The sequence below is a fragment of the Pseudorhodoferax sp. Leaf265 genome, from assembly GCF_001422365.1.
In the GTDB taxonomy this organism is placed as follows: domain Bacteria; phylum Pseudomonadota; class Gammaproteobacteria; order Burkholderiales; family Burkholderiaceae_C; genus Pseudorhodoferax.
Genome location: NZ_LMMT01000038.1, coordinates 170,356 through 194,854 on the forward strand (window position 1 = coordinate 170,356; position 24,499 = coordinate 194,854).

Genomic DNA, 24,499 nt, shown 5'->3' on the forward strand with positions numbered 1-24,499 from the left:
GCCGGGGCGCTGGCTCAGGCCTTGTAGGCCGGGTCGGTCACGCCAGCGACGGGCGCGATGAAGCTCACAAGGTTGCCCAGGTTGCCCACGAAGGTGCTGCTGTTGATGACCTGCTCGACCTTGGGCGGGTTGGAGGTGTAGGGCTCCTTGGCCGGCATCTGGTTGCTGCCGAAGGGCGAGGTGTCGTACTGGTCGCCCACGTGGGTGCTCATGTACTCCTTGCCCAGGTAGGGCGTGCTCGGCCCGTTCTGGGTGTAGGCGTTGGTGAAGGTCGACTGGTCCTCGCTCCAGTGGTTCTTCTCGCCCAGGCTGTCGATCAGGGCCTGGGTCTGCGCCTGGGTGCGCGTGGCCGTGCCTTTCACGGCATTGGCCCACAGGTGCGGGAAGTCCACTTCGCCGTTGACCGTGAAGTAGGCCGGCAGCGCGCGCTCGCCCTGCACGTTGAGCGGCGAGCTGGCCACCATCGCCGCGATCTCGGCATTGGAGAGCGCCTGCATCCGGGCCAGCGTCGCGCGTGGCGCGGCGGTGCTGGCGTTCTGCGAGGCACCGTAGTGGCCTGGCGTGCGGCGCCAGTCGTGGTCGATGAAGTAGGCGCCGTTGTGGATGTTGGTGCCGTAGCGGTGCGGGAAGCGCGGGCGGTTGGACTCCAGCTCCACCACGCGTGCGTGCGTGCCGGTCAGGATGCTCTCGGGGTCGCCGCCCGGCCGGTCCGCGGTGCGCGAGCGCTGGTCGTTGCGCAGCGCGCAGGTGTCGATCCAGTCGAACACCTTGCTGAGCTTGGACAGGTACTTCTTGTCGCCGGTCAGCCGGAAGTAGTGGAACAGCTGCGTGGCATTGGTGATGGAGACCGAGGGGCTCAGGCCGCGCGGCTCGTAGCTGCGTGCCGCAGCCGGCAGCCCGGCCTTGCGCAGCACACCGTAGGCGTCCACCGTGTCGGCCGACAGGTGCTGCAGGCCCCAGCCGGCCTGCGGCGTCGTCGTCGCGTTCGGGTTGCTGGCTTTGCTGGTGTCGCCGTCGTACTCGTACATGATGTTGTACATGCAGTCCATCGCGGCCACGGCCGGCGCCTTCAGGCTCATGTCGCCCAGGCCGAAGGAGGCGAGCATCAGGAACTTGATGTTCTCGCCCATCACGTCGTCGTTGAAGGTCACGAAGTTCGTGTAGTCGCCGTCTTCCATGCCGCTGAAGATGCCGGTGTAGCCCGGCTGGCCCGGCACGCCGCCGGGGCCCTGGCAGATGTAGTCGCCGTTCTGGTTGCCGGCCACCAGCTGCTCCCAGCCCGGCCCGGTCGGCGGCCAGTTCGGCGCCGGCATGGCCTTGGTGGCGTTGTAGGCGCGCGGAAAGCGCTGCGGCCAGCCACCGGCGACGACGCCGGTCTTGAACTGCGCGTCCAGCACGAAGGCGATGGCCTTGTCGAGCGAGGCCTTGAAGCGCGCGTCCTTCTTCTGCAGGTACATGCGCAGCATGAACTGGGCGGACACGGCCGTGGTGGCGTCGTCGAAGGTGGCATTGCCGTAGTAGTGCTGGAACTCTTCCAGCCGCCAGCCGTTCGCGCCGACCGTCTCGTACCAGCGCTTGAGTGCAGGCTCGCCGGCCAGGTCGTGGATGTAGTTCCAGCCGCCCGAGGCATGCTGGGCCTCGACCATGACCAGCGCGGTGCGCTCGGCGGCCTTGTAGAAGGTCTCGTCCTGGGTGGCGTGGTAGGCGTCGAGCAGGGCGTGGCCCACCGAGGGCGTGCCGGTCGGCTGCATCCAGACCATGGTCGGCGTGGCTTCCATCTCGCCCCAACACTGGTTGCGGTTCGAGGCCAGGTAGGACCAGACGTAGGCGCCGCTGGACGAGACGTTCTGGTCCATGTAGCGCGCGGCGCGCCGCATCGCCAGCTTGGTCGACTGGCGGAACGGATCGGGATCGACGGGCAGCTCGGGCTCGGCCGGCGTGACCGGCGCGCTGTCACCGTCGCCGCCGCCGCAGGCGGTGGTCAAAAAGGCTCCGGCAACGGAACCAAGGAAAAGTCTGCGCTCCATGGAGTCTCCTCTAGGTGGGCATGAAAGGACGCTGGGCCCAACGGGCGGCGTCAGGGAAGCACGCCGCAACTCATACGATGTCTTACCAATCGAATGGGCGCAATGTGCTGGAATTCTGGAAAGTAAACGTTTAACTTTGGCGCCGAACGTGGGCTGGTTGTCGTATGACTGACTGTATGCCGCCTTCAAACGGGAAGTCAATGCGGCAGGGGCCTGGGGTATACCCGGTGCCGAGCGAGATCAGCCCCAGGCCAGCCGGCGCGGCGGCGGGCGGCCGCTGGCTGCGCGGCCGGTCCCTCAGTCGCCGTCCGCCTGCAGCGCGGCAAGCTCGGCCTCGCTCCAGCGGGGCGTGATGTGCTGCGGGCAGTTCCAGTCGAACGCCTCCAGCCGCAGCCGCACGATGCGCTCGGGCTTGCCGCGGTAGCCGGGCACCACCACCTGTGCGGTCAGCGCGGGGTCGGCATCGAGCGTCAGCACCTCGGCATGCGCATAGACCTTGAGCCGCGCGCGGCGCCGGTAGTCCATCAGGAACAGGCTCACGCGGTCGTTCGCGCGCAGGTTGCCGGTGCTGATGTACTGCCGGTTGCCGCGGAAATCCGCGAAGGCGAGTGTCTGGTCGTCCAGCACCTTGAGGAAGCCGCGCGGCCCGCCGCGGTGCTGCATGTAGGGCCAGCCGGTCTCCGACACGGTGGCCATGTAGAAGCTGTCGCGGTCGGCGATGAACGCGGCCTCGGCCTCGGTGAAGCGGTCGAACTCGCGGTGGCCCGGGAAGTCGGTCCACAGGCTGTCGGCGCCCATCTCGGCCTGCGCGGCGCGCACGCTGGGGGTGATCGCGATGTCGAGGTATCCGTAGGCCATCTGCTTCTCCTGGTTGGGTGCGCCAATGGTCCATCTTTTCAAAGAGATTGATAATCCATCGATCTGGAGAATCACTCTCCCGAATTATGGGAGGACGCATGGACCGCCTCGATGCCATGGCGATGCTGCTCAAGGTGACCGAGACCGGCAGCCTCTCGGCCGCGGGCCGGGCGCTGCAGGTGCCACTGGCCACGCTGAGCCGCCGCATCGCCGACCTGGAGGCGCAGCTGGGCACGCGGCTGCTGCTGCGCACCACGCGCAAGCTCACGCTGACGGACGCCGGCCAGTCCTATGTGGCCGCCGCGCGCCGCATCCTGGAACTGGTGGACGCGGCCGAGCAGGAGGCGGCCGGCGAGTACCAGGCGCCCAAGGGCGAACTGGTCGTCACCGCGCCGGTGCTGTTCGGCCGGCTGCACGTGCTGCCCATCGTGGGGGACTTCCTGGCGGCCTTCCCGCAGATCGACATCCGGCTGGTGCTGGCCGACCGCAACGTGGACCTGGTCGACGACCACGTGGACATGGCCGTGCGCATCGGCCGCCTGCCCGACAGCGGCATGGTGGCCACGCAGGTGGGGTTGTTGCGCACATTGGCCTGCGCCAGCCCGGCGCTGCTGACTGCGCACGGCGTGCCGCAGGCGCCCGAAGACCTGGCCCGGTTGCCCTGCGTCGCCGTCGACACGCCCATGCCCGCGCCGTCCTGGCGCTTCCGCGATCCGCCCTCGGGCGCGGCGCGCGATGTCGCGGTGCGCCCGCGGCTCACCGTGACGAACCCGCAGGCCGCGGCGGACGCGGCCGTGCGCGGCATCGGCTTCGTGCGGCTGCTGCACTACCAGGTGGCCGATGCGCTGCGCAACGGCACGCTGCAGCCCGTGCTGGAAACCTACGAGCCCGCGCCTGCGCCCGTGCACCTGGTCCACGCCGCGCGCGGGCAGATGCCGCTCAAGATGCGCCGCTTCCTCGACGCTGCCGCGCCGCGGCTGCGGCAGGTGCTGGCGCAGATCGCGGCGGGTGGCGACTCCCGCTGACGCAGGCATGCAGCGCCTGCAGCATGCGTTCCACCTCAGCCAGGCTCGCCCGAAGTCAACACCTGTCGGTCAATCGCATGGCTGAAAGCGAACGCAGGCGGGAACGCTGCGAATCGCCACGAGCGTGTTCTCCCCGTCGATGCGCTCGGCCCTGAACTTCACGCTGGCACCCGCGTGCAGCCCCGCAACGAGGGCCGGATCGCGCACACGGAAGCGCAGCGTCGTGAACGGCAGGTTCGACATGGGCGCGAGCTTCAGGTGCACAACCACGCGCTTGCCACCGTCTTCCTCGGTGATGGAGCGCACGGTGGCCCGCGTCTCGACCGGGCCGGCCTGGGCCACCGCTGCAGCGGCGGGCGCGGGCGTGCTTGCCGGCTCGCCCGCATGCTCCAGCGTGGCGGCCACCACCTGGTGGAGCAGGTGCTGCTGCACGCGGCCGATGCTCCCGTCGCCGTACTCGCCCGCGGTCAGCACCACGACCAGGTCCAGGCCCGGGACCACGAACAGGCGTTGCCCGCCGTTCCCCATGGCGGCGTGCCACCCGACCCGCTGGCCGCGCACCTGCACGCTGCCGTGCCACCAGTGGTGGCCATACCCGCCGCCGGCCTGGCACGGCGAGAGCATGGTGCGGACCCAGGCCTGCGGCACCAGCTGCCGGCCTTGCCAGCGGCCCCCGTCGAGCATGAGCCGCCCGATGCGTGCGAGATCGCGCGGCACCAGGCGCAGGCCGGTGTACGCACGGGTGCGGCCGCGCAGGTCGTCCACCCACTCCCACTCCTGCAAGCCCAGCGGATCGAACAGCCGCTGCCTTGCGAACTCCGCCAGGTCCTGTCCCGTCCTCTCTTCGAGCAGCAGGCCCAGCACGGCGGTCAGTCCGCCGTTGTAGTTGAAGTGCGCTCCCGGCGACGTGGAGATCGGCCGGTCGAACACGTAGCGGGCCCGGTCGCCGCGCCACAACAGGCCCTTCTCGTCGTTGTCCCACCGGCTGTAGCTGCCGCTCTCATCCCAGGCCAGGCCGCTGCGCATGCAGAGCATGTCGGCCACCGTGATGCGCTCGCGGCCGCCATGGCGCAGGTCCGCCAGCGCCGGCAGCAGGTCCAGGACCGGGGTGGACAGCGGCGGCACGGCGCCTTTGCTCTCGGCGATGCCCCACAGCAAGGCCACGACGGACTTCGTGACGGAGCGGACGTCGTGCCGCGTGTCCTTGTCGAAGGCGGTCCGGCTGGCCCACAGCGCGTACGTCGACCGGTCCGGTCCCGCGCGGTAGGCGTCCAGCACCAGCCGGCCATGCCGCTCGACCACGAAGCCATGCAGGTTGCGCGGGCTCCGGAAGAAGTCCTGCGCCGCTTCGCACAGCAGCCCGGCATCGAATCCCGCCAGCCGGGCGTTCGCTTCGATGTTCCAGCCGTCGTCCGTCTGCTGCGGTGTGCCGCAGCCGCGATCGACGGGCGCAGCAGCCGCCGGCAATGCGGTCACGACGAGCGCGATGAACAGCCCGATGGCAGCGAGCCGCGTGCGAGACCAAGCTGCGTGCGGCACGCATCCTTGACGGTGCTTGGGGCCTCCGCACGCGGTGCGAAGTCCAAATGGGGCTGGTTTCATCTCAGTTCCCCACGGCGCTGACGCGCCACCGGCAGGACACGAAACCGGCACGCAAGCCGCTGCTCCGAAGGCCGCGGAGCAGGCCATGCCAGCAGACGCGGCGGAACGGGCTCTGCCCGGCCGCCCGCGGCGCCCCCTCGAGGGGGGATGGGATTTCTACACGCAGTGAGAAATCCAAACGGGGGTGTTTCATTTCAGCCCATGGTGCTCAGGTAGTCGTGCATGCGCGTGCTGATGGTCGACACGCGGTACTCCACGGGCCGCCCGCCGAAGCTCAGCGCCAGCCGGTGCACCTCCAGCAGCGGCGAGCCCTGCGGCACGCCCAGCACCCGCGCCGCCTGGCGCGAGGCCGGCATGGCACGCGCGCGCTCCTCGGCCCGCAGCACGGTGATGCCGAACTCCGCCTGGTAGAGCTGGTAGACCGTGCCGGCGCGTTCGAGGAAGCGCTTCTCCGTGAGGCCCTTGAACAGCGCCGCGGAGATGCAGATCACATCGTGCGTGACGGGCTGGCCCGACAGGCTGAGCCGGTTCTGCACCACGAACACCGGATCGCCGATGCGCAGGCGCAGCGCCGCGGCGCAGGTCTCGTCGGCGCGCTCGCGCTCGAAGGCCAGCGTCTCCACGCGCGGGAACTCGGCGGCGCGCTGCACCGGCTGCAGCGGCCAGTCGCCGCGCGGCTCCACGTGGAAGAACTGGAACAGAAAACGGTCGCGCGAGTGCTGGGCCACGAAGGTGCCCTTGCCCTGGCGCCGGATCAGCACATGCTCGTGCACGAGCTCATCGACGGCGCGGCGCAGCGTGCCGATGCTCACGCCGAAGGACTGTGCCAGGTCGCTCTCGCGCGGCAGCGTCTGCCCCGGGCCCCAGCGCTGCGACTCGATGCGCGCCAGCAGCTTGCGCTTGACCTCGCGGTACAGCACGGTCGATGCGGTGTGGCGGGACTGCATGGCCGCACTGTAGCGCCGGTGGCGCCCGGTGCTCCAGGTCATCTAGATGAGTTGTTTGACGTGCGCGGGATCCGGCCCGGACACTGGCCCACCCTTTCATCCCACAGGAGCAACGATGATCCATTTCGTTCTGCACGACGCCAGCGACACGGTCGCCGTGGTCGTGGTCGAAGGCGTGAAGTCCGGTGACAGCCTCACGGGCTGGATCATGGACGAGGACCGCATGGTCGAGGTCCGCGCGCAGTCGGACATCCCGATCGGCCACAAGGTGGCGCTCAAGGACATGGCGGTCGGCGACACCGTCGTCAAGTACGGCATCGACATGGGCAAGGTGGTCCAGCCCATCGCGGTGGGCCAGCACGCCCACGTGCACAACATCAAGACCAAGCGCTGGTGAGCCGCGCGCGCCGCCCCGTCCACACCCTCCACGAAAGCCCAGCACCATGCCCGTCATCTCGCAAGACACCACCTTCCTCGGCTACCGCCGCGAAAACGGCCGCGTCGGCATCCGCAACCACGTGATCATCCTGCCGCTGGACGACCTGTCGAACGCCGCGGCCGAGGCCGTGGCCCACAACATCAAGGGTGCGCTGGCCATTCCCCACCCCTACGGCCGGCTGCAGTTCGGCGCCGACCTGGAGCTGCACTTCCGCACGCTGATCGGCACCGGCTGCAACCCCAACGTCGCGGCCGTGGTGGTGATCGGCATCGAGGACGGCTGGACGCAGAAGGTGGTCGAGGGCATCGCCGCCACGGGCAAGCCGGTGGTGGGCTTCGGCATCGAGATGCACGGCGACCACGACACCATCCTGCGCGCCAGCAAGGCCGCGCGCGGGTACGTGCAGTGGGCCAGCGAGAAGCAGCGCGAGGTCTGCGCCATCTCCGAGCTCTGGGTCTCCACCAAGTGCGGCGAGTCCGACACCACCAGCGGCTGCGGTGCCAACCCGACCGTGGGCAATGCCTTCGACAAGCTGCACCCGCTGGGCAGCTTCCTGTGCTTCGGCGAGACCACCGAGCTGACCGGCGGTGAGCACATCGTGGCCGCGCGCTGCGCCAACGATGCGGTGCGCCAGAAGTTCCAGTTCATGTTCGACCGCTACCAGGAGGTCATCAACCGCCACAAGACCAGCGACCTGTCGGACAGCCAGCCGACCAAGGGCAACATCGCCGGCGGCCTGACCACCATCGAGGAGAAGGCGCTGGGCAACATCCAGAAGATCGGCAAGCGCTGCACGGTGGACGGCGTGATCGACAAGGCCGAGACGCCCACGCACCCGGGCCTGTGGTTCATGGACTCCAGCAGCGCCGCCGCCGAAATGGTCACGCTGTGCGCGGCCTCGGGCTATGCCGTGCACTTCTTCCCCACGGGCCAGGGCAATGTGATCGGCAACCCGATCCTGCCCGTCATCAAGATCTGCGCCAACCCGCGCACCGTGCGCACGATGAGCGAACACATCGACGTGGACAGCTCGGGCCTGCTGCAGCGCGAGATCACGCTGGATCAGGCCGGCGACCAGCTGCTCGCATGCATGCTGCGCACCGCCAACGGCCGGCTCACGGCGGCCGAGGCGCTGGGCCACCGCGAATTCGTGCTGACGCGGCTGTACGAGTCCGCCTGACCCATGGCCCGCATCCTCATCGCGGAGTTCATGGACCTGCCTGCCGTGGCGCAGCTGCAGCAGGCGCACGAGGTGCTGTACGACCCGCAGCTGGTGGACCAGCCGGCGCGCCTGCTGGAGGCCGCCGCGCGCGCCGACGCGCTGGTGGTGCGCAACCGCACCCAGGTGCGCGGCCCGCTGCTGCAGGCGCTGGTGCGCTGCAAGGTGGTGGGCCGCCTGGGCGTGGGGCTGGACAACATCGACCTGCCGGGCTGCGCGGCGCGCGGCATCGCGGTGCTGCCCGCCACCGGCGCCAACGCGCTGTCGGTGGCCGAGTACGTCGTGGCCACGGCCCTGCTGCTGCTGCGCGGCGCCTACCGCGCCAGCGACGCGGTGGCCGGCGGTGCCTGGCCGCGGCCGGCGCTGTCCAACGGCCGCGAGATCGGCGGCAAGACGCTGGGGCTGGTGGGCTTCGGCGTGATCGGCCAGACCACGGCGCGGCTGGCGCGCGGCCTGGGCATGGTCGTCGTCGCCTTCGACGCGATGATGGAGAACGACGACCCGGCGTTCGCCGAATCGGGCGTCGAACCGCTGGGCCTGGCGCCGCTGCTGGCCGATGCCGACGTGGTCAGCCTGCACGTGCCGCTGACCAATGGCACGCGGCACCTGCTCGACGCGGCCCGCATCGCCGGCATGAAGCCCGGCGCGGTGCTCATCAACACCGCGCGCGGCGGCGTGGTCGACGAGCAGGCCGTGGCCGCGGCCCTGCGCAGCGGCCAGCTGGGCGGTGCGGCGCTCGACGTGTTCGAGCACGAGCCGCTGCCGGCCGCCGCGCACTTCGCGGACTGCCCGAACCTGCTGCTGACGCCGCACATCGCCGGCCTCACGGCCGAGTCGAACGAGCGCGTGAGCACGCTGATCGCCCAGCGCGTGCTGGAGGCCCTGCGGTGAGTGCGCTGCCGATGGCGCAGGCGCAGGCGCTGGCCAGCGCGGCGCTGCAGGCGGCCGGCGCCAGCCCTGCCATGGCCGAGGCGGCGGCGCAGGCGCTGGTGCTGGCCGAGGCGCAGGGGCTGGCCTCGCACGGCCTGTCGCGCGTGCCGCAGTACGCCGTGCACCTGCGCAACGGCCGTGCCAACGGGCAGGCCGAGCCCGTGCTGCGGCACCGGCGCGGCGCGGCGCTGGTGGTGGACGCCGGCGGCGGCCTGGCGTTCGGCGCCTGCGCGCTGGCGGTGCGCGAGGCCATCGCCGCGGCGCGCGAACTGGGCGTGGGCTTCGCCGGCGTGGTGCGCAGCCACCACTGCGGCGTGCTGGTGGACCACCTGCGGCCGGCGGTCGCGGCCGGCATGGTGGGCCTGGCCTTCGGCAACTCGCCCGCGGCCATGCCCGCCGCGGGCGGCAAGCGGCCCCTGTTCGGCACCAACCCGGTGGCCGCGGCCTTTCCGCGTGCGGCGCACGACCCGCTGCTGATCGACCTGTCGCTGTCCGAGGTGGCGCGCGGCAAGCTCATGGTCGCCGCCAAGGAGGGCCGGCCGATCCCGCTGGGCTGGGCGCTGGACGCGCAGGGCCAGCCCACCACCGATCCGCAGGCCGGGCTGGCCGGCTCCATGCTGCCCATCGGCGCGGCCACCAGCCCCAAGGGCGCGATGCTCGCGCTCATCGTCGAACTGCTGGCCACGGCCGTGATCGGCGCGCAGTTCGGCTTCGAGGCCTCCTCGTTCTTCGTCGACGAGGGCAACCAGCCCGGCATCGGCCAGGCCTTCCTGGTCATCGACCCCGGCGCGCTGGCCGGCACCGCGGCCTACTTCGCGCGCACCGAGGTGCTCGTCGCGCAGATGCTGGCCGACGAAGGCGTGCGCCTGGCCGGCGCGCGCCGGCTGACGCTGGAACGGCAGGCCGCGGCGCAGGGCCTGCACATTCCCGAGGCCCTGCTCGCGCAGCTGCGCGCACTGGCCGGCTGAACGGCGCTTTCCACCACGACAAGGAGACACGCATGAACCGCAGAGACCTGATCGCCGCCCTGGCCGCCTCGGCCGCCACGGGCGTCCCGCTGGCCGCGCAGGCGCAGCCGTCCACCATCAAGTACGTCGTGCCGTTTCCGCCCGGCGGGCTGACCGACGTGATGGCGCGCATCGCGGGGCAGAAGCTGGGCGACGCGCTCAAGGTGTCGGTCGTGGTGGAGAACAAGCCCGGCGGCAATGCCCAGATCGGGGCCGAGACCGTGGCCAAGGGACCGGCCGACGGCTCGCAGATCCTGGCCGTGACGCTGACGCATGCGGCCAACGTGACGCTGTTCCCGCACGCACCCTACGACTTCGTGCGCGACCTGCGGCCCGTCGCGCTGCTGGCCGGCTCGCCCATGCTGGTCGTGGTGCCCGAGACCAGCCCGGTCAAGACCTTCGCCGACCTGGTGGCGCTGTCCAGGCAGAAGACGCTGAACGCCGGCTCCAGCGGCAACGGCACGCCGCCGCACCTGACCATGGCGCTGTTCAACGACATCAACGGCTCGCGCATGACGCATGTGCCCTACAAGGGCGGCGCGCCGTCGATGACCGACCTGATCGGCGGCCAGCTCGACGTGATCTTCTCCAACTATCCCGAGTCGATCGCGCACGTGAAGGGCGGGCGCCTGCGCGCGCTGGCGCTGTGCTCGGCCGCGCGCCATGCGCAGGTGCCCGACGTGCCGACCACCGCGGAGGCCGGCATGCCGGGTCTGCTGGTGGAGAGCTGGACGGCCGCCATGGCCCCCGCTCGGACGCCCGACGCACTGGTCGAGCGCTATGCGCGCGAACTGATCAAGGCGCTGTACAGCCCCGAGATCGAAGAGCGCGCCAAGGCGCTGGGCTTTCGCCCGAGCCCCATGGGCGGCGAGGCCTTCGCGGCCTTCCTGGCCGACGAGATCGCGCGCTGGGGCCGCATCATCAAGGCGGCCAACATCGCCGCCGGCTGAGCCTCAGCGTGGCGCGGGCCCCGTGCTGGCACGCACCACCAGCGTGGCCGGCAGCAGCGGGTTGGCGGGCGGGGCATCGCCGCGCAGGACGGCCAGCAGCACGCGGCCGGCCTGCTCGCCGATCTCCTCGATCGGCAGGTGCACCGTGGTCAACGGCGGGTGCAGGAAGGCGGCGAAGTCGTTGTCGTTGAAGCTGGCCACTGACATCTGCGCGGGCACGGCGACGCCCGCCTGGTCCAGCGCCGACAGCACACCGGCGGCCAGGTAGTCGTTGGCGCAGACCACCGCCGTGACCGGCGTGCGCCGCGCCAGCAGTGTCTGCATGGCCGCGTGGCCCTGTGCAAATCCGGTCTCGGTCTCGACCAGGGCCTCGGGATGCAGCTGCAGGCCATGCCGCGCAATGGCGGCGGTCAGCCCGCGCAGGCGGCGCTGGGCACGCTCGTTCTCGGCGGTGCTGCCGGTCAGGATGCCGATGCGGCGGTGGCCCAGGGCGGCCAGGTGGGCGACCACCTGCGCGCCCGCGCCGGCCTCGTCGAAACCCACGCAAGGCCCCTGCGCGCTGTGCTCTGCCCACATCAGCACGAAGGGCCGGCGGTGCGCCGCCAACGCCGCGAACATGGCCGGCGGCTGGTCCGCGCCCAACAGGGCCACGGCATCGACGCCGCGTTCCAGCAGCGCACGCAGCAGGGCCGGGTCGTGGCCGCGTTCGCGCTCGGGGGCCGACAGCAGCAGCGTGTAGCCCTCTGCGGCCAGCGTCGCCTCCAGCGCCTGGACCATGGTGGGGAAAGAGGAGCGGCCGAAGCGGGGCACGATCGCGCCCACCGTGAAGCTGCGGCGCATGGCCAGGGCCCGCGCCGCGCCGTTGGCCACGTAGCCCAGGCGCTCGGCCGCGGCCAGCACGCGGGTGCGCGTGGCCTCGCTGAGCATGTCCGGGCGCGACAGCGCGCGCGAGACCGTGCCGGCCGACACGCCGGCCAGCGCGGCCACGTCGGCGAGCGAGGCCGAGCGGGAGACTTCGGCGGGATCGGTAGCGGCGGGAGAGGGGCGTGGCATGGTGCGCAGTGTCGCCCATCCCATCGCCGCCGGACCGCATCTATGCAAGCGCATGCAGGAAAGAGTCCGGGCTGACCGAGAAGCGCGTATCAGGCTAAGGGAAAGACCCAGGTGCGCCGTGAAAAGCCCTTTGATGACAATATATGCAAGCGCTTGCATAAGCGCTTTCTGCGCGGCCTTGCGTGCAGGACAAAACAGGAGACGACCCCATGCGCAGCTTTTCCCGCCGTGGCCTGTTGGCCTTGTCGCTCGCCGGTCTGCCGTTCGCGCCCGTCCTGGCGCAGGACGCCTTTCCCATTCCAGGCAAGCCGATCCGCATGATCGTGCCGTTCTCGGCGGGCTCCGGCTCGGACGTCACGGTCCGCGTGCTCGCCAAGCTCATGACCGAGGAGCTGGGCGGGCACCCGGTCGTGGTCGAGAACCGGCCAGGCGCGGGCACCTTCATCGGTGCGCAGGAGGTGGCGCGCGCGCCGGCCGACGGCCACACGCTGCTCTACACCATCGTGGTCACGCACACGCAGAACCCGCACCTGTACGCCAAGCTGCCCTACGACCCGGTCAAGGACTTCACGCCGCTCGTACAGGTCATGAAGTCGGCCACCGTGCTGATCGCGCCGCCGAACGCGCCCTTCAACAACGTCAAGGAACTCGTGGCCTATGCCAAGGCGCATCCGGGCAAGCTCAGCTATGCCTCGTACGCGCATGGGTCGACCTCGCACCTGAACGGCGAGCTGCTCAAGATGCGCACGGGCATCGACATGGTCCACATCCCGTACAAGGGCACGGCCGACGCCTCGCGCGCGCTGATGACCGGTGACGTGCAGCTGTACTTCGACGGCACGGCCTCGGCCGTGGAGGCCATCAAGGCCGGCCGCGCCAAGGGCCTGGGCGCGGCCACGCCCACGCGGGTCGCCGTGCTGGCCGATCTGCCGACGATTGCCGAGCAGGGCGTGCCTGGCCTGGACATCGTGGGCTGGCAGGGCGTGTTCGGCCCCGGCAACATGCCGCCGGCCGTGGCGAAGAAGGTGTCGGACCTGCTGTCCAGGATCTCGCGCGGCCCCGAGATCCTGAAGCTGGTCCAGCTGCAGGGCAACGAGCCCTCGGGTGCGCCGGCCGCCGAGTTCGCGGCCATCGTGCGGGCCGACAGCGAGCGCTGGGGCGAGGTCATCCGCGCCGCCAGGATCAAACTGGACTAGGAGACATACATGTTCGATACCGTCATCCGCGGCGGCACCATCGTCGACGGCAGCGGCGCACCGCGCTTCACGGGCGACGTCGGCATCACCGATGGCAAGATCGCCGAGGTCGGCGCCAAGCTCGGCGCCGGCAGGCGCGAGGTCGATGCCACAGGCGCGCTGGTCACGCCCGGCTGGGTCGACGTGCACACGCACTACGACGGCCAGGTCACCTGGGACCCGTACCTGAGCCCTTCCACCGACCACGGCGTGACCAGCGTGGTCATGGGCAACTGCGGCGTGGGCTTCGCGCCCGTGCGGCCCGACAAGCACGACTGGCTGATCAGCGTGATGGAGGGTGTGGAGGACATTCCCGGCACCGTGCTGGCCGAGGGCATCCAGTGGGAGTGGGAAAGCTTTCCCGAGTACCTGGATGCCTTGGCGCGCAAGCCGCGCGCGCTCGACGTGGGCGCGCAGATCCCGCACTCGGCGCTGCGCACCTACGTGATGGGCGAGCGCGGCATCACGCACGACGAGGCCACGCCGCAGGACATCGCGCAGATGGTGCAGCTGGTGCGCGAGGGCCTGCAGGCTGGCGCGCTGGGCTTCTCCACCACGCGCACGCTGATCCACAAGTACCAGCAGCGCAAGTACCCGCCCGGCACCTTCGCCTCGCCCGACGAGATCCTGGGCATCGCGCGGGCCATGGGCGAGGTCGGCCACGGCGTGTTCCAGATGACCTCCAACCACAGCCAGATGGAGACCGAGGTGCCCTGGCTGGCCGAGGTGGCGCGCCGCAACCGCTTGCCCGTGGCCTTCGCGCTCGTGCAGACCGACCAGACGCCCGACACCTGGAAGCGCCTGCTCGCCGCGCTGGACGACGCGCAGAAGGAAGACATCCCGCTGTACGGTGCCGTGGCCGGTCGCCCGGCCGGCATCCTGATGGCCTGGCTGGGCTCCACCCACCCCTTCATGGCGCACCCGCTGTGGCAGCAGATGGCCGCGCTGCCCTGGGAGCAGAAGCTGGCGCGCCTGCGCGATCCGGCCGTGCGCGCGCAGTTGACGGACGCTGCCGCCATGCGCCAGGCCATGGAGCACGACTCGCGCCTGGCCTACCTCACGCAGAGCTTCCACAAGATGTACGCGCTGGGCGCCGAGCCCGACTACGAGCCGGCGCAGGAGCGGAGCATCGCGGCCATCGCGCAGCGCGAAGGCCGCTCGCCGCTCGAGGTCGCCTACGACATGCTGATGGCGCAGGACGGCAAGGGCATCGTCTACTTCCCGAGCTTCAACTACGCCTACAACGACCTCTCCCAGCTGCACACCCAGCTGCAGCACCCGCGCACCATGATGAGCCTGGCCGACGGCGGCGCGCACTGCGGCTACATCTGCGACGTGAGCATGCCCACCTACATGCTCACGCACTGGGCGCGGGATCGTTCGCGCGGTCCCACACTGCCGCTGGAGTTGATGGTGCAGCGCCAGACCCGCGACACCGCCGCCATCTACGGCCTGCACGACCGTGGCCTGCTGCAGCCGGGCTACCTGGCCGACGTGAACATCATCGACTTCGACCGCCTGCGCATCCCGCCCCCCTACGTGGCCTTCGACCTGCCGGCCGGCGGCCGCCGCCTGGTGCAGACGGCCGAGGGCTACCGCGCCACCTTCAAGGCCGGCGAGGCCATCATGGAGAACGGCGAGCGCACCGGTGCGCTGCCCGGCAGGCTGCTGCGCGGGCCGCAGAAGCGCTGAAAACCTGCCCCGGGCGGGCAGGGGCGCGGAGTATATTCAGCCGCTGCCGGGGCTTGCGCACCGGTGCTGTTGCCAGAATCTCCGCCCCATGACCGCCACCACCCGCGAGCGCGCCCGCCGCCCTGCCGAAACCGAGGACACCGACCTCGACGCCGAAGCCCTGCCGCGCGGCCACACGCTGGCCGACCAGGCCTACCAGCGGCTGCACCACGAACTGATGACTGGCGCGCTGCTGCCCGAGCAGGTGCTGACCGTGCGCGGCGTGGCCGAGCGCTACGGCGTGAGCCTCACGCCGGTGCGCGAGGCGGTGCAGCGCCTCGTGGCCGAGCGCGGCCTGGAGGTGGTGGGCGGTCGCGTGATCCGCGTGCCGCGGCTGGACGTGGAGACCTACCGCGAGATCCTCAAGATCCGCATGGAACTGGAGCCGCTGGCCGCGCGAGAGGCGGCCACGCGCATCGCCCACGAAGAGATCCGCCGGCTCGAGCAGGTGGTGGCCCAGCATGTGGCAGCCATCCGCGCGGGCGACGCGCGCCGCACGCTGGCCGAGAACACGGATTTTCACCTGTCGATATATCGAGCCTCCCAGCAAGCCATCCTGGTCGGTTTCATCGAGGTGCTGTGGCGCCGCGTGGGCCCCACGCTGAACCTGCTGTTCCCGCGCTATTGCGGCAGCCTCACAGGGCACGAGAACCACCTGGCGGCCATGGAGGCGCTGCACCGCCGTGATGCAGAGGCGCTGGCCAAGGCGGTGCGCGACGATCTGGTGCACGGTTCCAGCTTCCTCGTGCGCCTGCTGGATCCATGAACGGGCGGCTTCTGGCTGTTTGACAATATATTCTGAGTGACCTACCGTGCGGGCTGCGCGTCCGGAGCGGTTCCGGGTGCGTGCCCGTCCACGCCATCCAGAGAGGGTCACCGCATGCAGTTCCTGTTGTCCCGCCGCGAGTTCCAGCGCGCGGCTGCCCAGATGTTCATCGCCTCGTCCACCGGCCTGCTCGGTGCGGCGGCCCAGGCCCAGGCGCGCCAGGTGCGGCTGGGCACCTTCGGCTCCATCGACGCGCAGAACTACATCCGCGCCAAGGATTCCATCGCCAGCACCTTCGGCCCGGGCGTCACTGCCAACTTCGTGACGGTGCGCGCCGGCTCCGAGGTGATCTCGGCCATGGCCGGTGGCAGCCTGGATGTCTGCAACATCGGCTCCAGCCCCATGGTGGTGGGCTATGCCAACGGGCTCAAGGCGTCGATGGTCTACGTCTACAAGAACATCGTCGACAGCGAGTGCCTGGTGGTGCAGGGAACGTCGGGCATCAACACGCTGGCCGAGTTGCGCGGCAAGAAGATCGGCCTGCCGTTCAACACCTCGGTGCACTTCGCGGCCATCGCCGCGCTCAAGACCGCCGGGTTGGGCGTGTCCGATGTGAAGCTCATCAACATGCGGGCCGACCAGATCGCCTCGGCCTGGCAGCGCCGCGAGATCGATGCGGCCTACATCTGGGTGCCTGTCGTGCCGCGCCTGACCGAAGACGCCGGCCGCATCATCTTCAAGACCGGCGACCTGGCGGACAAGAGCGGCCTCGTGATCTTCGACGGCCTGCTGGTGCGCGACGAGTTCAAGCAGCAGTCGCCCGACCTCGTGCTGGCCTTCCTGAAGGACTTCGAGAAGATCGCCCAGACCTTCAAGCAGGACCCCAAGGACGTGGTCGCCACCATGACCAAGTTCCTGGGCGTGGACGAGCCGGCCGTCATGCGCTCGCTCAACACCTTCTATCCCGTGCCGGCCCGCGAGCAGGTCACCGCCAAGTGGATGGGCAGGCCTGGCGAGAAGGGCACGGGCGTGGAGAAGACGCTGCAGACGCAGGCGCAGTTCCTGCTGGAGTCGGGGCAGATCGCGGCGATGCCCAAGGACTGGTCCGGGCTGGTGGATGCCAGCTTCGTGGCCAAGATGGCCTGAGCGATGGAGGCTGTCGTCAAGGCGCGCTTCGACCAGGTGTCCAAGCGCTTCGGCGAGGGCGAGCGCGCCGTGCAGGCGCTCGAACCCATCTCGCTGGACATCACCGCCAATGCCTTCGTCTGCCTGGTCGGCCCCTCGGGCTGCGGCAAGAGCACGCTGCTGAACCTGCTCGCGGGCTTCGACACGCCCACCACCGGCCAGGTGCTCATGGACGGCGAACCGGTGCGCGGACCGGACGCTCGGCGTGGCGTGGTGTTCCAGCAGGGGGCGTTGTTCACCTGGATGAGCGTGCTCGACAACGTGGCCTTCGGGCCGCTGGCCACGGGCAAGTCACGCGCCGAGGCCGAACGCATCGCCATGGGCTTCCTCGAGATGGTGGGCCTGGTGGCCTTCGCCAAGCGCTACCCGTACGAACTGTCGGGCGGCATGCAGCAGCGGGTGGGCATCGCGCGTGCGCTGGCCAACGACCCGGAGATCCTGCTCATGGACGAGCCCTTCGCGGCGCTCGACGCGCAGACGCGCGAGTTGCTGCAGGAAGAGATCAAGCGCATCTGGCTGCAGACGCGCAAGACGGTGCTGTGGATCACCCACAGCATCGAGGAGGCGCTGTTCCTGGCCACCGACATCGTCGTCATGTCGGCACGGCCGGGCCGCATCAAGGCGCGCTTTGCGCCCACCTTCGCGCAGAGCACCGCGCCGGGCCTGGCGACCAGCCCCGAGTTCGTGCGCATGAAGGCCGAGATCGTCGGCCTGCTGCACAACGAGGCGCGCACGGCGCAGCAACAGGAGGAGGCGCGATGAGCGGCCGTCTTTCCGCAAAAGCCCGCGGCCGCTTGCTGAACACGGCATCGTTCGCGGCGCTGCTGCTGGTGTGGGTGGCGCTGACCATCGACCTGGGCCGCGGCCCGCTCGTGGCGCCGCTGTTCCTGCCCTCGCCGCAGTCGGTGGCCACCACCTTCGTCACGCTGCTGCGCAACGGCTACCAGGGCGAGAGCCTGTTCCACCACCTGGGCATCAGCCTCATGCGCTTCGGCCTGGGCTTTTCCATCGCCGCGCTGCTGGCCATTCCGCTGGGGTTGTGGATGGGCATGAACGAGACCGTCAAGGGCCTGTGCGACCCGCCGATCGAGATCACCCGGCCGATGCCCAAGCTGGCGCTGCTGCCGCTGCTCATCATCTGGTTCGGCATCGGCGAGGTGTCCAAGGTCGTGATCATCGTGCTGGCGCTGTTCCCGGTGCTGTCCATCAGCGCCATGCAGGCCGTGCGCGGCGTGGGCCTGCGCAAGGTGCAGGCGGCGCTGGCCCTGGGGGCCTCGCGCGGCATGGTGTTCCGCCGCGTGATCTTCCCGGCCAGCCTGCCCGGCATCTTCACCGGGCTGCGCGTGAGCATCGGCCTGGGCGTGACCATGCTGGTGGGCGCCGAGATGATCGCCACCAGCGACGGCATCGCCTGGATGGCGCTGTCCGCGGCGGATTTCCTGCTGACCAATGTGGTGCTGGTGGGGGCGCTGATCATGGCCGTGCTGGGCTATGGGCTGGACCTGCTCGCGCGGGCTGTCGAGAACAAGGTCGTCCACTGGGGCGGCCGGGAAGGATGAACACCATGAATGACATTCAACTGCCCCAGCAGGGCATCGCCTGGGACCAGCTCGAACACGAACTGGCCGAGGCTGGCCGCGGCGACGTGGACTGGCGCGGCGGCCGCGTGCCCATGTTCATCCACTACGCCGGGGAGGACGCGCTGCAGGTGGCCAAGAAGGCCTACGCGATGTACTTCTCGGAGAACGGGCTGGGGCCGCGTGCGTTCGGCAGCCTGGCGCGGTTCGAGAGCGAGGTGGTCGCCATGGGCCTTGGCTTGCTGCACGGCGGCCCCGGCGCGCGCGGCGCCATGACCACCGGCGGCACCGAGAGCATCTTCCTGGCCATGAAGTGCGCACGCGACCGCGCGCGGGCGGACGGCAAGAAGGGCCAGCTCTCCATCGTGCTGCCCGTGAGCGCGCACCCGGCGTTCGACAAGGCAGCGCACTTCATGGAACTGCAGGTGGTGCGCGTGCCGCTGGGCGCGGGCTTCCTGGCCGACCCGGCGGCCATGGAGGCGGCCATCACGCCGCAGACCATCGCGCTGGTCGGCTCGGCGCCGGCCTTCCCGCACGGCGTGGTCGATCCCATCGCCGAGATCGCTGCCGTGGCGCAGCGCCATGGCCTGTGGATGCACGTGGACGCCTGCGTGGGCGGCTACTTCATCCCGTTCGCGCGGCAGCTGGGGGCACAGGTGCCCGACTTCGACTTCGCCGTGCCGGGCGTGACCAGCATTTCGGCCGACCTGCACAAGTACGGCTACACCGCCAAGGGCGCCTCCACGCTGTTCTTCGCCCACGAGCAAGACTTTGCGCGCATGGGCTGGTACTTCGACGGCTGGCCGCGCGGGCAGTACTTCACGCACTCGCTGGTGGGCACGCGCGCCGGTGGCGCCATCGCCGCGGCCTGGGCCGTGCTGCGCTTCCTGGGCCAGGACGGCTACCTGCGCATCACGCAGCGCGTGCTGGCCACGCGCCAGCGGCTGCAGCAGGGCGCCACGGCGCTGGGCCTGCCCACGCTGGGCGATCCGCAGCTGTCCATCCTGGCCTATGGCTCTGCCGAACGCGACATGGCCGCCATCGGCCAGGGCATGACCGACAAGGGCTGGACGATGGGCTACGTGCGCGCGCCGGACGGCCTGCACCACATGCTCAACCTCACGCACGAGCCGGTGGCCGACCTGTACCTGGAGCAGCTGGCCGAGGTGCTGCGCGATCCGGCCACGCAACGGGCGGGGCGGGGCGTGCAGGCGCAGTACTGAAGGCGGCGCGCCGCGCTACAGGGCTGCGGCGCGCCCTGCATCACCCAGGCCCGCCGCTCTGGGCCAGCATCTGCTGCGCCTCGTCCGTCAACGCATCGAGCGCGCGGCAGAAGGCGGCGTAGTCTTCTTCGCCCAGGCGCTGGCGCAGCCGCTCCTGGCGTGCCAGCGAAGCCGGGACCCCCTGGCGCAGCAGCTCCAGGCTCGCCGGCGTCAGTGCGAGGACCTGCCGGCGCCTGTCGGCGCTGTCGTGCCCCTGGGTCACCAGCCCCTTCTCCGCCAGCTCGAAGGCCACGCGGCTGACCTGGCTGTGGTCGAAGCTGCACATGCGCGCCACATCGCCGGAACTGGACGGCCCCAGGCGGTTCAGGATCACCAGCACGCGCCACTGCCGGCTGGTCAGGTCCAGCGCCTGCTTGACCGACACGTCCACGAGCCGCGACAGCAGCTGCGACAGCACCGAGACGCGGAACGTGATCAGCTGCTCCGGCGCATGCGTGCGCACCGCCGCGGCGCTGGCTGCGCCACGGGGTCGCGCGCCTTTACTTGCTTTGTCAATAGTTGCCATAGCACACATGTGGTAGCCTCCCCAGGATCGAACAATCTGGAGACAAGCATGCATTGTCAATGTGGAGCCCGCCGTGGCGCGCTGCGCACGCTGGGCACGGCGCTGGCCGCCACGCTCGCCCTCGCGCTGCCCGCCGCCGCCCCGGCGGCCGATTGGCCGGCCAGGCCGGTCACGCTGGTCGTGCCGCAGGGCGCGGGTTCGGGCAGCGACGTCGTCGCGCGCCTGCTGGCCGTGCACATGGGCACGGCGCTGGGCCAGTCGGTGGTGGTGGACAACCGCACCGGGGGCGGCGGCATCATCGCGCACCAGGCCGTGGCCCGTGCGCAGCCCGACGGCTACACGCTGCTGCTGAGTTCCACCGCGCAGCTGCTCGTGGTGCCGGCCATGAACAGCGCGGCCCGCTACCAGCTGGACGACTTCGCGCCCGTGGCCCCCGTGCTGCGCGCGCCGTTCGCCATCCTCGTGGCCAACACGCCGGCCGCGCCGAAGACGCTGCGCGACCTGGTCGAACAGGTGCGCAGCCAGCCGGCCGCCTATGCGTCGGCCGGCACCGGGACGATGACGCACCTGGGCTCGGAGATCTTCCTGCGCCGGGCCGGCCTGAAGGCCACGCACGTGCCGTACAAGGGCAGCGGCGCGGCGCTGACCGACCTGATCGGCGGCCAGGTGCTGTTCGCCACCGATTCGCTGACCGCGGCGCTGACCCATGTGCGCTCGGGCAAGCTGCGCGTGCTGGCCGTCACCGGCGACCAGCGCGAGGCCTCATTGCCCGAGGTGCCGACACTGGCCGAGGCGGGCCTGCCCGGCGAGCCCATCGCCGTGATCGGCGGCGTCTTCGCGCCCAAGGGCATGCCGCGCGAGGTGGGCGACAAGCTCGCGGCGGCGGTCGACGCGGCGATGCGCCAGCCCGAGGTCGTGCAACGCTTCGCCGCCATGGAGACGGGGATGCTGCGCATGGGCAACGAGGCCTTCCTGGCCCAGTTGCGCAAGGAGGCGCCCGCATGGCAGGCGCTGGTGCGCCAGCTCGACCTGAAGGCGGACTGATGCCGCCCCGTGTGACCCCCGATCCGACGCTGCGCGGCCCGCTCGATGGTGTGCGCGTGGTCGACCTGTCGCGCCTGGTGGCGGGCAACATGCTGTCGCTGCAGCTGGCCGATTTCGGTGCCGACGTGGTCAAGGTCGAGTCGACCGAAGGCGACACGCTGCGCCAGTGGTGCGAGCCCGACCCGCAAGGCGGCGCCCCGTTCGATGGCTGGTGGCGCACCTATGCGCGCAACAAGCGCAGCCTGGCGCTGGACCTGCGCGACGCGCAGGCCATGGCCTTGCTGCGCCGCCTGCTGGCCTCGGCCCAGGTGCTGGTCGAGAGCTTCCGCCCGGGCACCCTGGAGGCCATGGGCCTGGCGCCCGAGACCCTGCTCGCGGAGCATCCCGGCCTGGTGGTGGTGCGCATTTCCGGCTGGGGCCAGAGCGGGCCCTACCGGGAGCTGCCGGGCTTCGGCAGCCTGGTCGAAGGCTTCAGCGGCTATGCGCACAAGCACCTGGAGCAGGGCACGCCGCGGCTGCCCAACATGGCGCTGGCCGACATGGTGGCCGGCCTCACGGGCGCGTTCGCCACGCTGGCAGCGCTGCGCGAGGTGGAGGTCCACGGCGGCCGTGGCCAGGTGGTCGACCTGTCGCTGCTCGACCCCATGCTGGCCATCATGGGCCCGGACGCCAGCGGCACCGCGCGCACCGGGCAGGCACCGGAGCCCACGCGCAAGATCGCCTCGCCGCGCGGCGTCTACCGCTGCCGCGACGGCGGCTGGGTGGCCATGTCCGGCTCCACCGATGCCATGGCGCGCCGCGTGCTGCAGGCCATCGGCCAGGGCGCGCTGGCGGACGACCCGCGCTTTGCCACCAACGCGGCGCGGCTGCGGCACGACGCCGAGCTCGATGGCATGGTGGCGCAGTTCATCGCCGCGCGCGACCTGCCCGAATGCCTGGCCTTGTTCCGCGCCAAGGGGGTCACGGTGGGCCCGGTGCTCGATGCGCCCCGCCTGCTGGCCGACGCGCACGTGGTCGAACGCGGCTGCTATGTGGCGGTGGGCGAGCAGGGCACCGTCATGCATGCGGTGACGCCGCGCCTGTCCGGCACGCCGGGCGGCATCCGGCGCGAAGCGCCGGCGCTGGGCGAACACACCCGCGCGCTGGCCCTGGAACTGGGCTTGACCGAGGGTGAGCTGCAGGCGCTGCTCGAACGAAAGGCCGCGCGATGCGCCTGAATGCCCTGCGTTCGCTGCTGTTCGTGCCCGCGACCTCCGAGCACCTGCTGGCCAGGGCGGCGCAGCGCGGCGCCGACGCCTTGGTGGTCGACCTGGAGGATGCCGTGCCGCTGGCGCGCAAGCGCGAGGCGCGCGGCCTGGCCGCGCTGGCGGTGGCGGCGCTGTCGGACCATGCGCCGGTGCTGCTGCGCGTCAATGCCGAGCCGGCCTTGCTGGCGCAGGACCTCGCGGCGGCGCCACTGGAGCAGCTGGCGGCCGTGATGCTGCCCAAGGTCGAGTCGCCGCAGCAGGTGCAGGACCTGGCGGCCGCGCTGGCACGCAGCGGCCGGGCGGTGCCCATCGTCGCGCTGGTGGAGACGGCGCGCGGCGTAGTGCAGGCGGCGGCCATCGCGCAAGCCCATCCCTCCCTGGTCGCGCTGGGCTTCGGTGCCGAGGACTATGCCGCCGAGATGGGGGTGGCGCCGCAACCGCTGTCGCTGCGCTGGCCGGCGCAGCAGGTCGCCACCTGCGCGCGGGCCTCGCAGCTGGCGTGCTGGGGGCTGCCGGGCAGCGTGGCCGAGATCGCCGACATGGCGGCCTTCGCCGGCCTGGTGGCCGAGGCCCGGGCCATCGGCTTCACCGGCACCGTGTGCATCCATCCGCGCCAGGTCGGCGTGGCCAACACCGGCTTCGGCCCGACGGCCCAGGAGCTGGCCTGGGCGCGCAAGGTGCTCGCGGCCGACGCGGACGCCACAGCCCGCGGTCAGGGCGCCGTCATGCTGGAGGGCCGGATGGTCGACCGGCCGATCGTGGAGCGGGCGCGGCGCTGGCTGGCGCAGCCGGGCTGAGCGACGGTGGCGGTTCTGCGCAGGCCGCCCCTTCCGCGCGGCTGCGGCCGCGGTCCTTGGCCGCGTACAGCGCCCGGTCGGCACGCTGCAGCAGGGCGTCGGCGCTGTCGCCTGGCTGCACGCTGGTCACGCCGCAGCTCACGCTGACCGAGTGGCCGCCGGCCAGTGGCCTGCAGGCGACGTGGGCGCACAGCGCGTGGGCCTTGTCCAGCGCCTGCGCGAAATCGGTCTCGGGCAGCACGACGATGAACTCCTCACCGCCCCAGCGGCCCAGCATGTCGACATCGCGCAGCGTCTCCTTGGCGCGTGAGGCCAGGGCCGCCAGCACCGCATCGCCGACGGCATGCCCGTGGCGGTCGTTGACCCCTTTGAAGTGGTCGATGTCGACCAGGATGACCGAGAACGCGTGGCCGCAGCGCCGCGCTCGCAGCAGCTCGGAGGCGATCACTTCGTTCACGCGGCGCCGGTTCGCCAGGCCGGTCAGGGTGTCCGTGTTCGCCAGGTGCGCGAGTTCGTCCACCGTCAGCTGGGCCGCCTGCAGGCGGTGCTGGTAGCTGGAGAAGAAGTGCAGCGCCGCGATCAGGATGGCCGACACCATGTGCAGCTGGAACGTGAAGTTGGCATGCGGCGCCACCGGGCGCTGGAGCAGGTAGGGCAGGCTGATGGCGACGAACAGCGCCATGATGGCCAGCGACAGCCGCAGGCTGGACCGGTGCCCGGTCAGCGTGAAGGCGAACACGTAGATGACCGGGATCCACAGGTACAGCGGCTGGATGTCGATCTCCCCGCCCAGGGCCGGCACGTACAGGCGCAGCGCCATGCAGATGGCGCACAGGCCCGCCGCGAACAGCAGGCAGGCCATGTCGACCACGCGCATCGGCAGCAGGCGGCGCCAGACCACGAAGAACGTCGCCGGATGGAACAGGATGTTCAGGCCGAACACCGCGCGCAGCACGGGGGACGATTCGCCGCGCGCCTCGATCAGGCCCCAGGCCGTGCCGGAACTGACCCAGGCCAATGCGAGGATGGCCAGCATGACGCGGCGCTTGAGTGGGTCGGCAGGTGCGGGCAA

General features: G+C 70.9%; 23 protein-coding genes. 16 read left to right on the top strand and 7 right to left on the bottom strand.

Annotated elements, in window-relative coordinates; genetic code table 11:
• Positions 1-14 precede the first annotated feature (14 nt).
• Together ASF45_RS27890 and ASF45_RS27895 are read right to left on the bottom strand one after the other, a co-directional pair.
• Positions 15-2,027 carry a pectate lyase gene (locus ASF45_RS27890; protein WP_063887809.1) on the bottom strand — a complete coding sequence of 671 codons (2,013 nt, stop codon included), beginning with the start codon at positions 2,025-2,027 and terminating at the stop codon, positions 15-17.
• A 297-nt stretch (positions 2,028-2,324) separates the two neighbouring features.
• On the bottom strand, positions 2,325-2,885 hold the full coding sequence (locus ASF45_RS27895; RefSeq protein ID WP_056671329.1) for a pyridoxamine 5'-phosphate oxidase family protein: 561 nt from the start codon (positions 2,883-2,885) through the stop codon (positions 2,325-2,327).
• 98 nt (positions 2,886-2,983) lie between these two features.
• Between ASF45_RS27895 and ASF45_RS27900 the strand changes: the two genes are divergently transcribed.
• Entirely contained in the window at positions 2,984-3,910 is a 927-nt protein-coding gene (locus ASF45_RS27900; protein ID WP_056671331.1) for a LysR family transcriptional regulator, read from the top strand.
• A 69-nt stretch (positions 3,911-3,979) separates the two neighbouring features.
• On the opposite strand, the gene ASF45_RS27905 is transcribed toward ASF45_RS27900, so the two are convergent.
• Both ASF45_RS27905 and ASF45_RS27910 read right to left on the bottom strand, forming a co-directional pair.
• Entirely contained in the window at positions 3,980-5,449 is a 1,470-nt protein-coding gene (locus ASF45_RS27905; protein ID WP_063887810.1) for a serine hydrolase, read from the bottom strand.
• 257 nt (positions 5,450-5,706) lie between these two features.
• Entirely contained in the window at positions 5,707-6,459 is a 753-nt protein-coding gene (locus ASF45_RS27910; protein WP_056671333.1) for a GntR family transcriptional regulator, read from the bottom strand.
• A 115-nt stretch (positions 6,460-6,574) separates the two neighbouring features.
• Here ASF45_RS27910 and ASF45_RS27915 point away from each other — a divergent pair, with 115 nt between their 5' ends.
• Genes ASF45_RS27915 through ASF45_RS27935 form a run of 5 tightly spaced genes read left to right on the top strand, consistent with a single transcriptional unit; the run spans position 6,575 to position 11,004 of the window.
• Entirely contained in the window at positions 6,575-6,856 is a 282-nt protein-coding gene (locus tag ASF45_RS27915) for a UxaA family hydrolase (RefSeq protein ID WP_056671335.1), read from the top strand.
• A gap of 46 nt (positions 6,857-6,902) precedes the next feature.
• Positions 6,903-8,078, top strand: a complete 1,176-nt coding sequence (locus ASF45_RS27920) for a UxaA family hydrolase (RefSeq protein WP_056671338.1) — start codon at positions 6,903-6,905, stop codon at positions 8,076-8,078.
• Positions 8,079-8,081: 3 nt separating this feature from the next.
• Positions 8,082-9,008 (top strand): hydroxyacid dehydrogenase, encoded by a 927-nt coding sequence (locus tag ASF45_RS27925; protein WP_056671340.1) that lies wholly within the window; start codon positions 8,082-8,084, stop codon positions 9,006-9,008.
• Positions 9,005-10,015, top strand: coding sequence for an Ldh family oxidoreductase (locus ASF45_RS27930; protein WP_056671342.1), 1,011 nt, complete (start codon positions 9,005-9,007; stop codon positions 10,013-10,015). The genes ASF45_RS27925 and ASF45_RS27930 overlap by 4 nt, the downstream gene beginning before the upstream one ends.
• A gap of 32 nt (positions 10,016-10,047) precedes the next feature.
• Complete coding sequence (locus ASF45_RS27935) at positions 10,048-11,004, top strand: tripartite tricarboxylate transporter substrate binding protein (protein WP_056671345.1); 957 nt, start codon at positions 10,048-10,050, stop codon at positions 11,002-11,004.
• 3 nt (positions 11,005-11,007) lie between these two features.
• On the opposite strand, the gene ASF45_RS27940 is transcribed toward ASF45_RS27935, so the two are convergent.
• On the bottom strand, positions 11,008-12,057 hold the full coding sequence (locus tag ASF45_RS27940; RefSeq protein ID WP_063887817.1) for a LacI family DNA-binding transcriptional regulator: 1,050 nt from the start codon (positions 12,055-12,057) through the stop codon (positions 11,008-11,010).
• 209 nt (positions 12,058-12,266) lie between these two features.
• Here ASF45_RS27940 and ASF45_RS27945 point away from each other — a divergent pair, with 209 nt between their 5' ends.
• From ASF45_RS27945 to ASF45_RS27975, 7 genes are all read left to right on the top strand, one after another.
• Complete coding sequence (locus ASF45_RS27945; RefSeq protein WP_056671349.1) at positions 12,267-13,253, top strand: tripartite tricarboxylate transporter substrate binding protein; 987 nt, start codon at positions 12,267-12,269, stop codon at positions 13,251-13,253.
• A 9-nt stretch (positions 13,254-13,262) separates the two neighbouring features.
• Entirely contained in the window at positions 13,263-14,984 is a 1,722-nt protein-coding gene (locus ASF45_RS27950) for an amidohydrolase family protein (protein WP_056671352.1), read from the top strand.
• An 88-nt stretch (positions 14,985-15,072) separates the two neighbouring features.
• Positions 15,073-15,789 carry a GntR family transcriptional regulator gene (locus ASF45_RS27955; RefSeq protein WP_056671354.1) on the top strand — a complete coding sequence of 239 codons (717 nt, stop codon included), beginning with the start codon at positions 15,073-15,075 and terminating at the stop codon, positions 15,787-15,789.
• 114 nt (positions 15,790-15,903) lie between these two features.
• The gene (locus ASF45_RS27960; protein WP_056671356.1) at positions 15,904-16,935 is read left to right on the top strand and encodes an ABC transporter substrate-binding protein; all 1,032 of its coding nucleotides are present in this window, start codon (positions 15,904-15,906) and stop codon (positions 16,933-16,935) included.
• Positions 16,936-16,938: 3 nt separating this feature from the next.
• Positions 16,939-17,736, top strand: a complete 798-nt coding sequence (locus tag ASF45_RS27965; protein ID WP_056671358.1) for an ABC transporter ATP-binding protein — start codon at positions 16,939-16,941, stop codon at positions 17,734-17,736.
• Positions 17,733-18,533, top strand: a complete 801-nt coding sequence (locus ASF45_RS27970) for an ABC transporter permease (protein WP_063887811.1) — start codon at positions 17,733-17,735, stop codon at positions 18,531-18,533. Before ASF45_RS27965 ends, ASF45_RS27970 begins: the two co-directional genes overlap by 4 nt.
• A 5-nt stretch (positions 18,534-18,538) precedes the next feature.
• Entirely contained in the window at positions 18,539-19,774 is a 1,236-nt protein-coding gene (locus ASF45_RS27975; RefSeq protein ID WP_156473210.1) for an aminotransferase class V-fold PLP-dependent enzyme, read from the top strand.
• 40 nt (positions 19,775-19,814) lie between these two features.
• Here ASF45_RS27975 and ASF45_RS36985 read toward each other — a convergent pair whose 3' ends face one another.
• Complete coding sequence (locus ASF45_RS36985; RefSeq protein ID WP_056671363.1) at positions 19,815-20,276, bottom strand: MarR family winged helix-turn-helix transcriptional regulator; 462 nt, start codon at positions 20,274-20,276, stop codon at positions 19,815-19,817.
• A 111-nt stretch (positions 20,277-20,387) separates the two neighbouring features.
• Between ASF45_RS36985 and ASF45_RS27985 the strand changes: the two genes are divergently transcribed.
• From ASF45_RS27985 to ASF45_RS27995, 3 genes are read left to right on the top strand one after another with little or no spacing between them, the layout of a single operon-like run.
• Entirely contained in the window at positions 20,388-21,383 is a 996-nt protein-coding gene (locus ASF45_RS27985; RefSeq protein WP_056671365.1) for a tripartite tricarboxylate transporter substrate binding protein, read from the top strand.
• A complete protein-coding gene (locus tag ASF45_RS27990; protein WP_156473211.1) occupies positions 21,383-22,600 on the top strand; it encodes a CaiB/BaiF CoA-transferase family protein in 1,218 nt (405 codons plus the stop codon). The genes ASF45_RS27985 and ASF45_RS27990 overlap by 1 nt, the downstream gene beginning before the upstream one ends.
• Positions 22,591-23,427 (top strand): CoA ester lyase, encoded by an 837-nt coding sequence (locus tag ASF45_RS27995; protein ID WP_056671369.1) that lies wholly within the window; start codon positions 22,591-22,593, stop codon positions 23,425-23,427. The genes ASF45_RS27990 and ASF45_RS27995 overlap by 10 nt, the downstream gene beginning before the upstream one ends.
• Here ASF45_RS27995 and ASF45_RS28000 read toward each other — a convergent pair.
• Complete coding sequence (locus ASF45_RS28000) at positions 23,354-24,499, bottom strand: GGDEF domain-containing protein (protein WP_056671372.1); 1,146 nt, start codon at positions 24,497-24,499, stop codon at positions 23,354-23,356. The genes ASF45_RS27995 and ASF45_RS28000 overlap by 74 nt on opposite strands.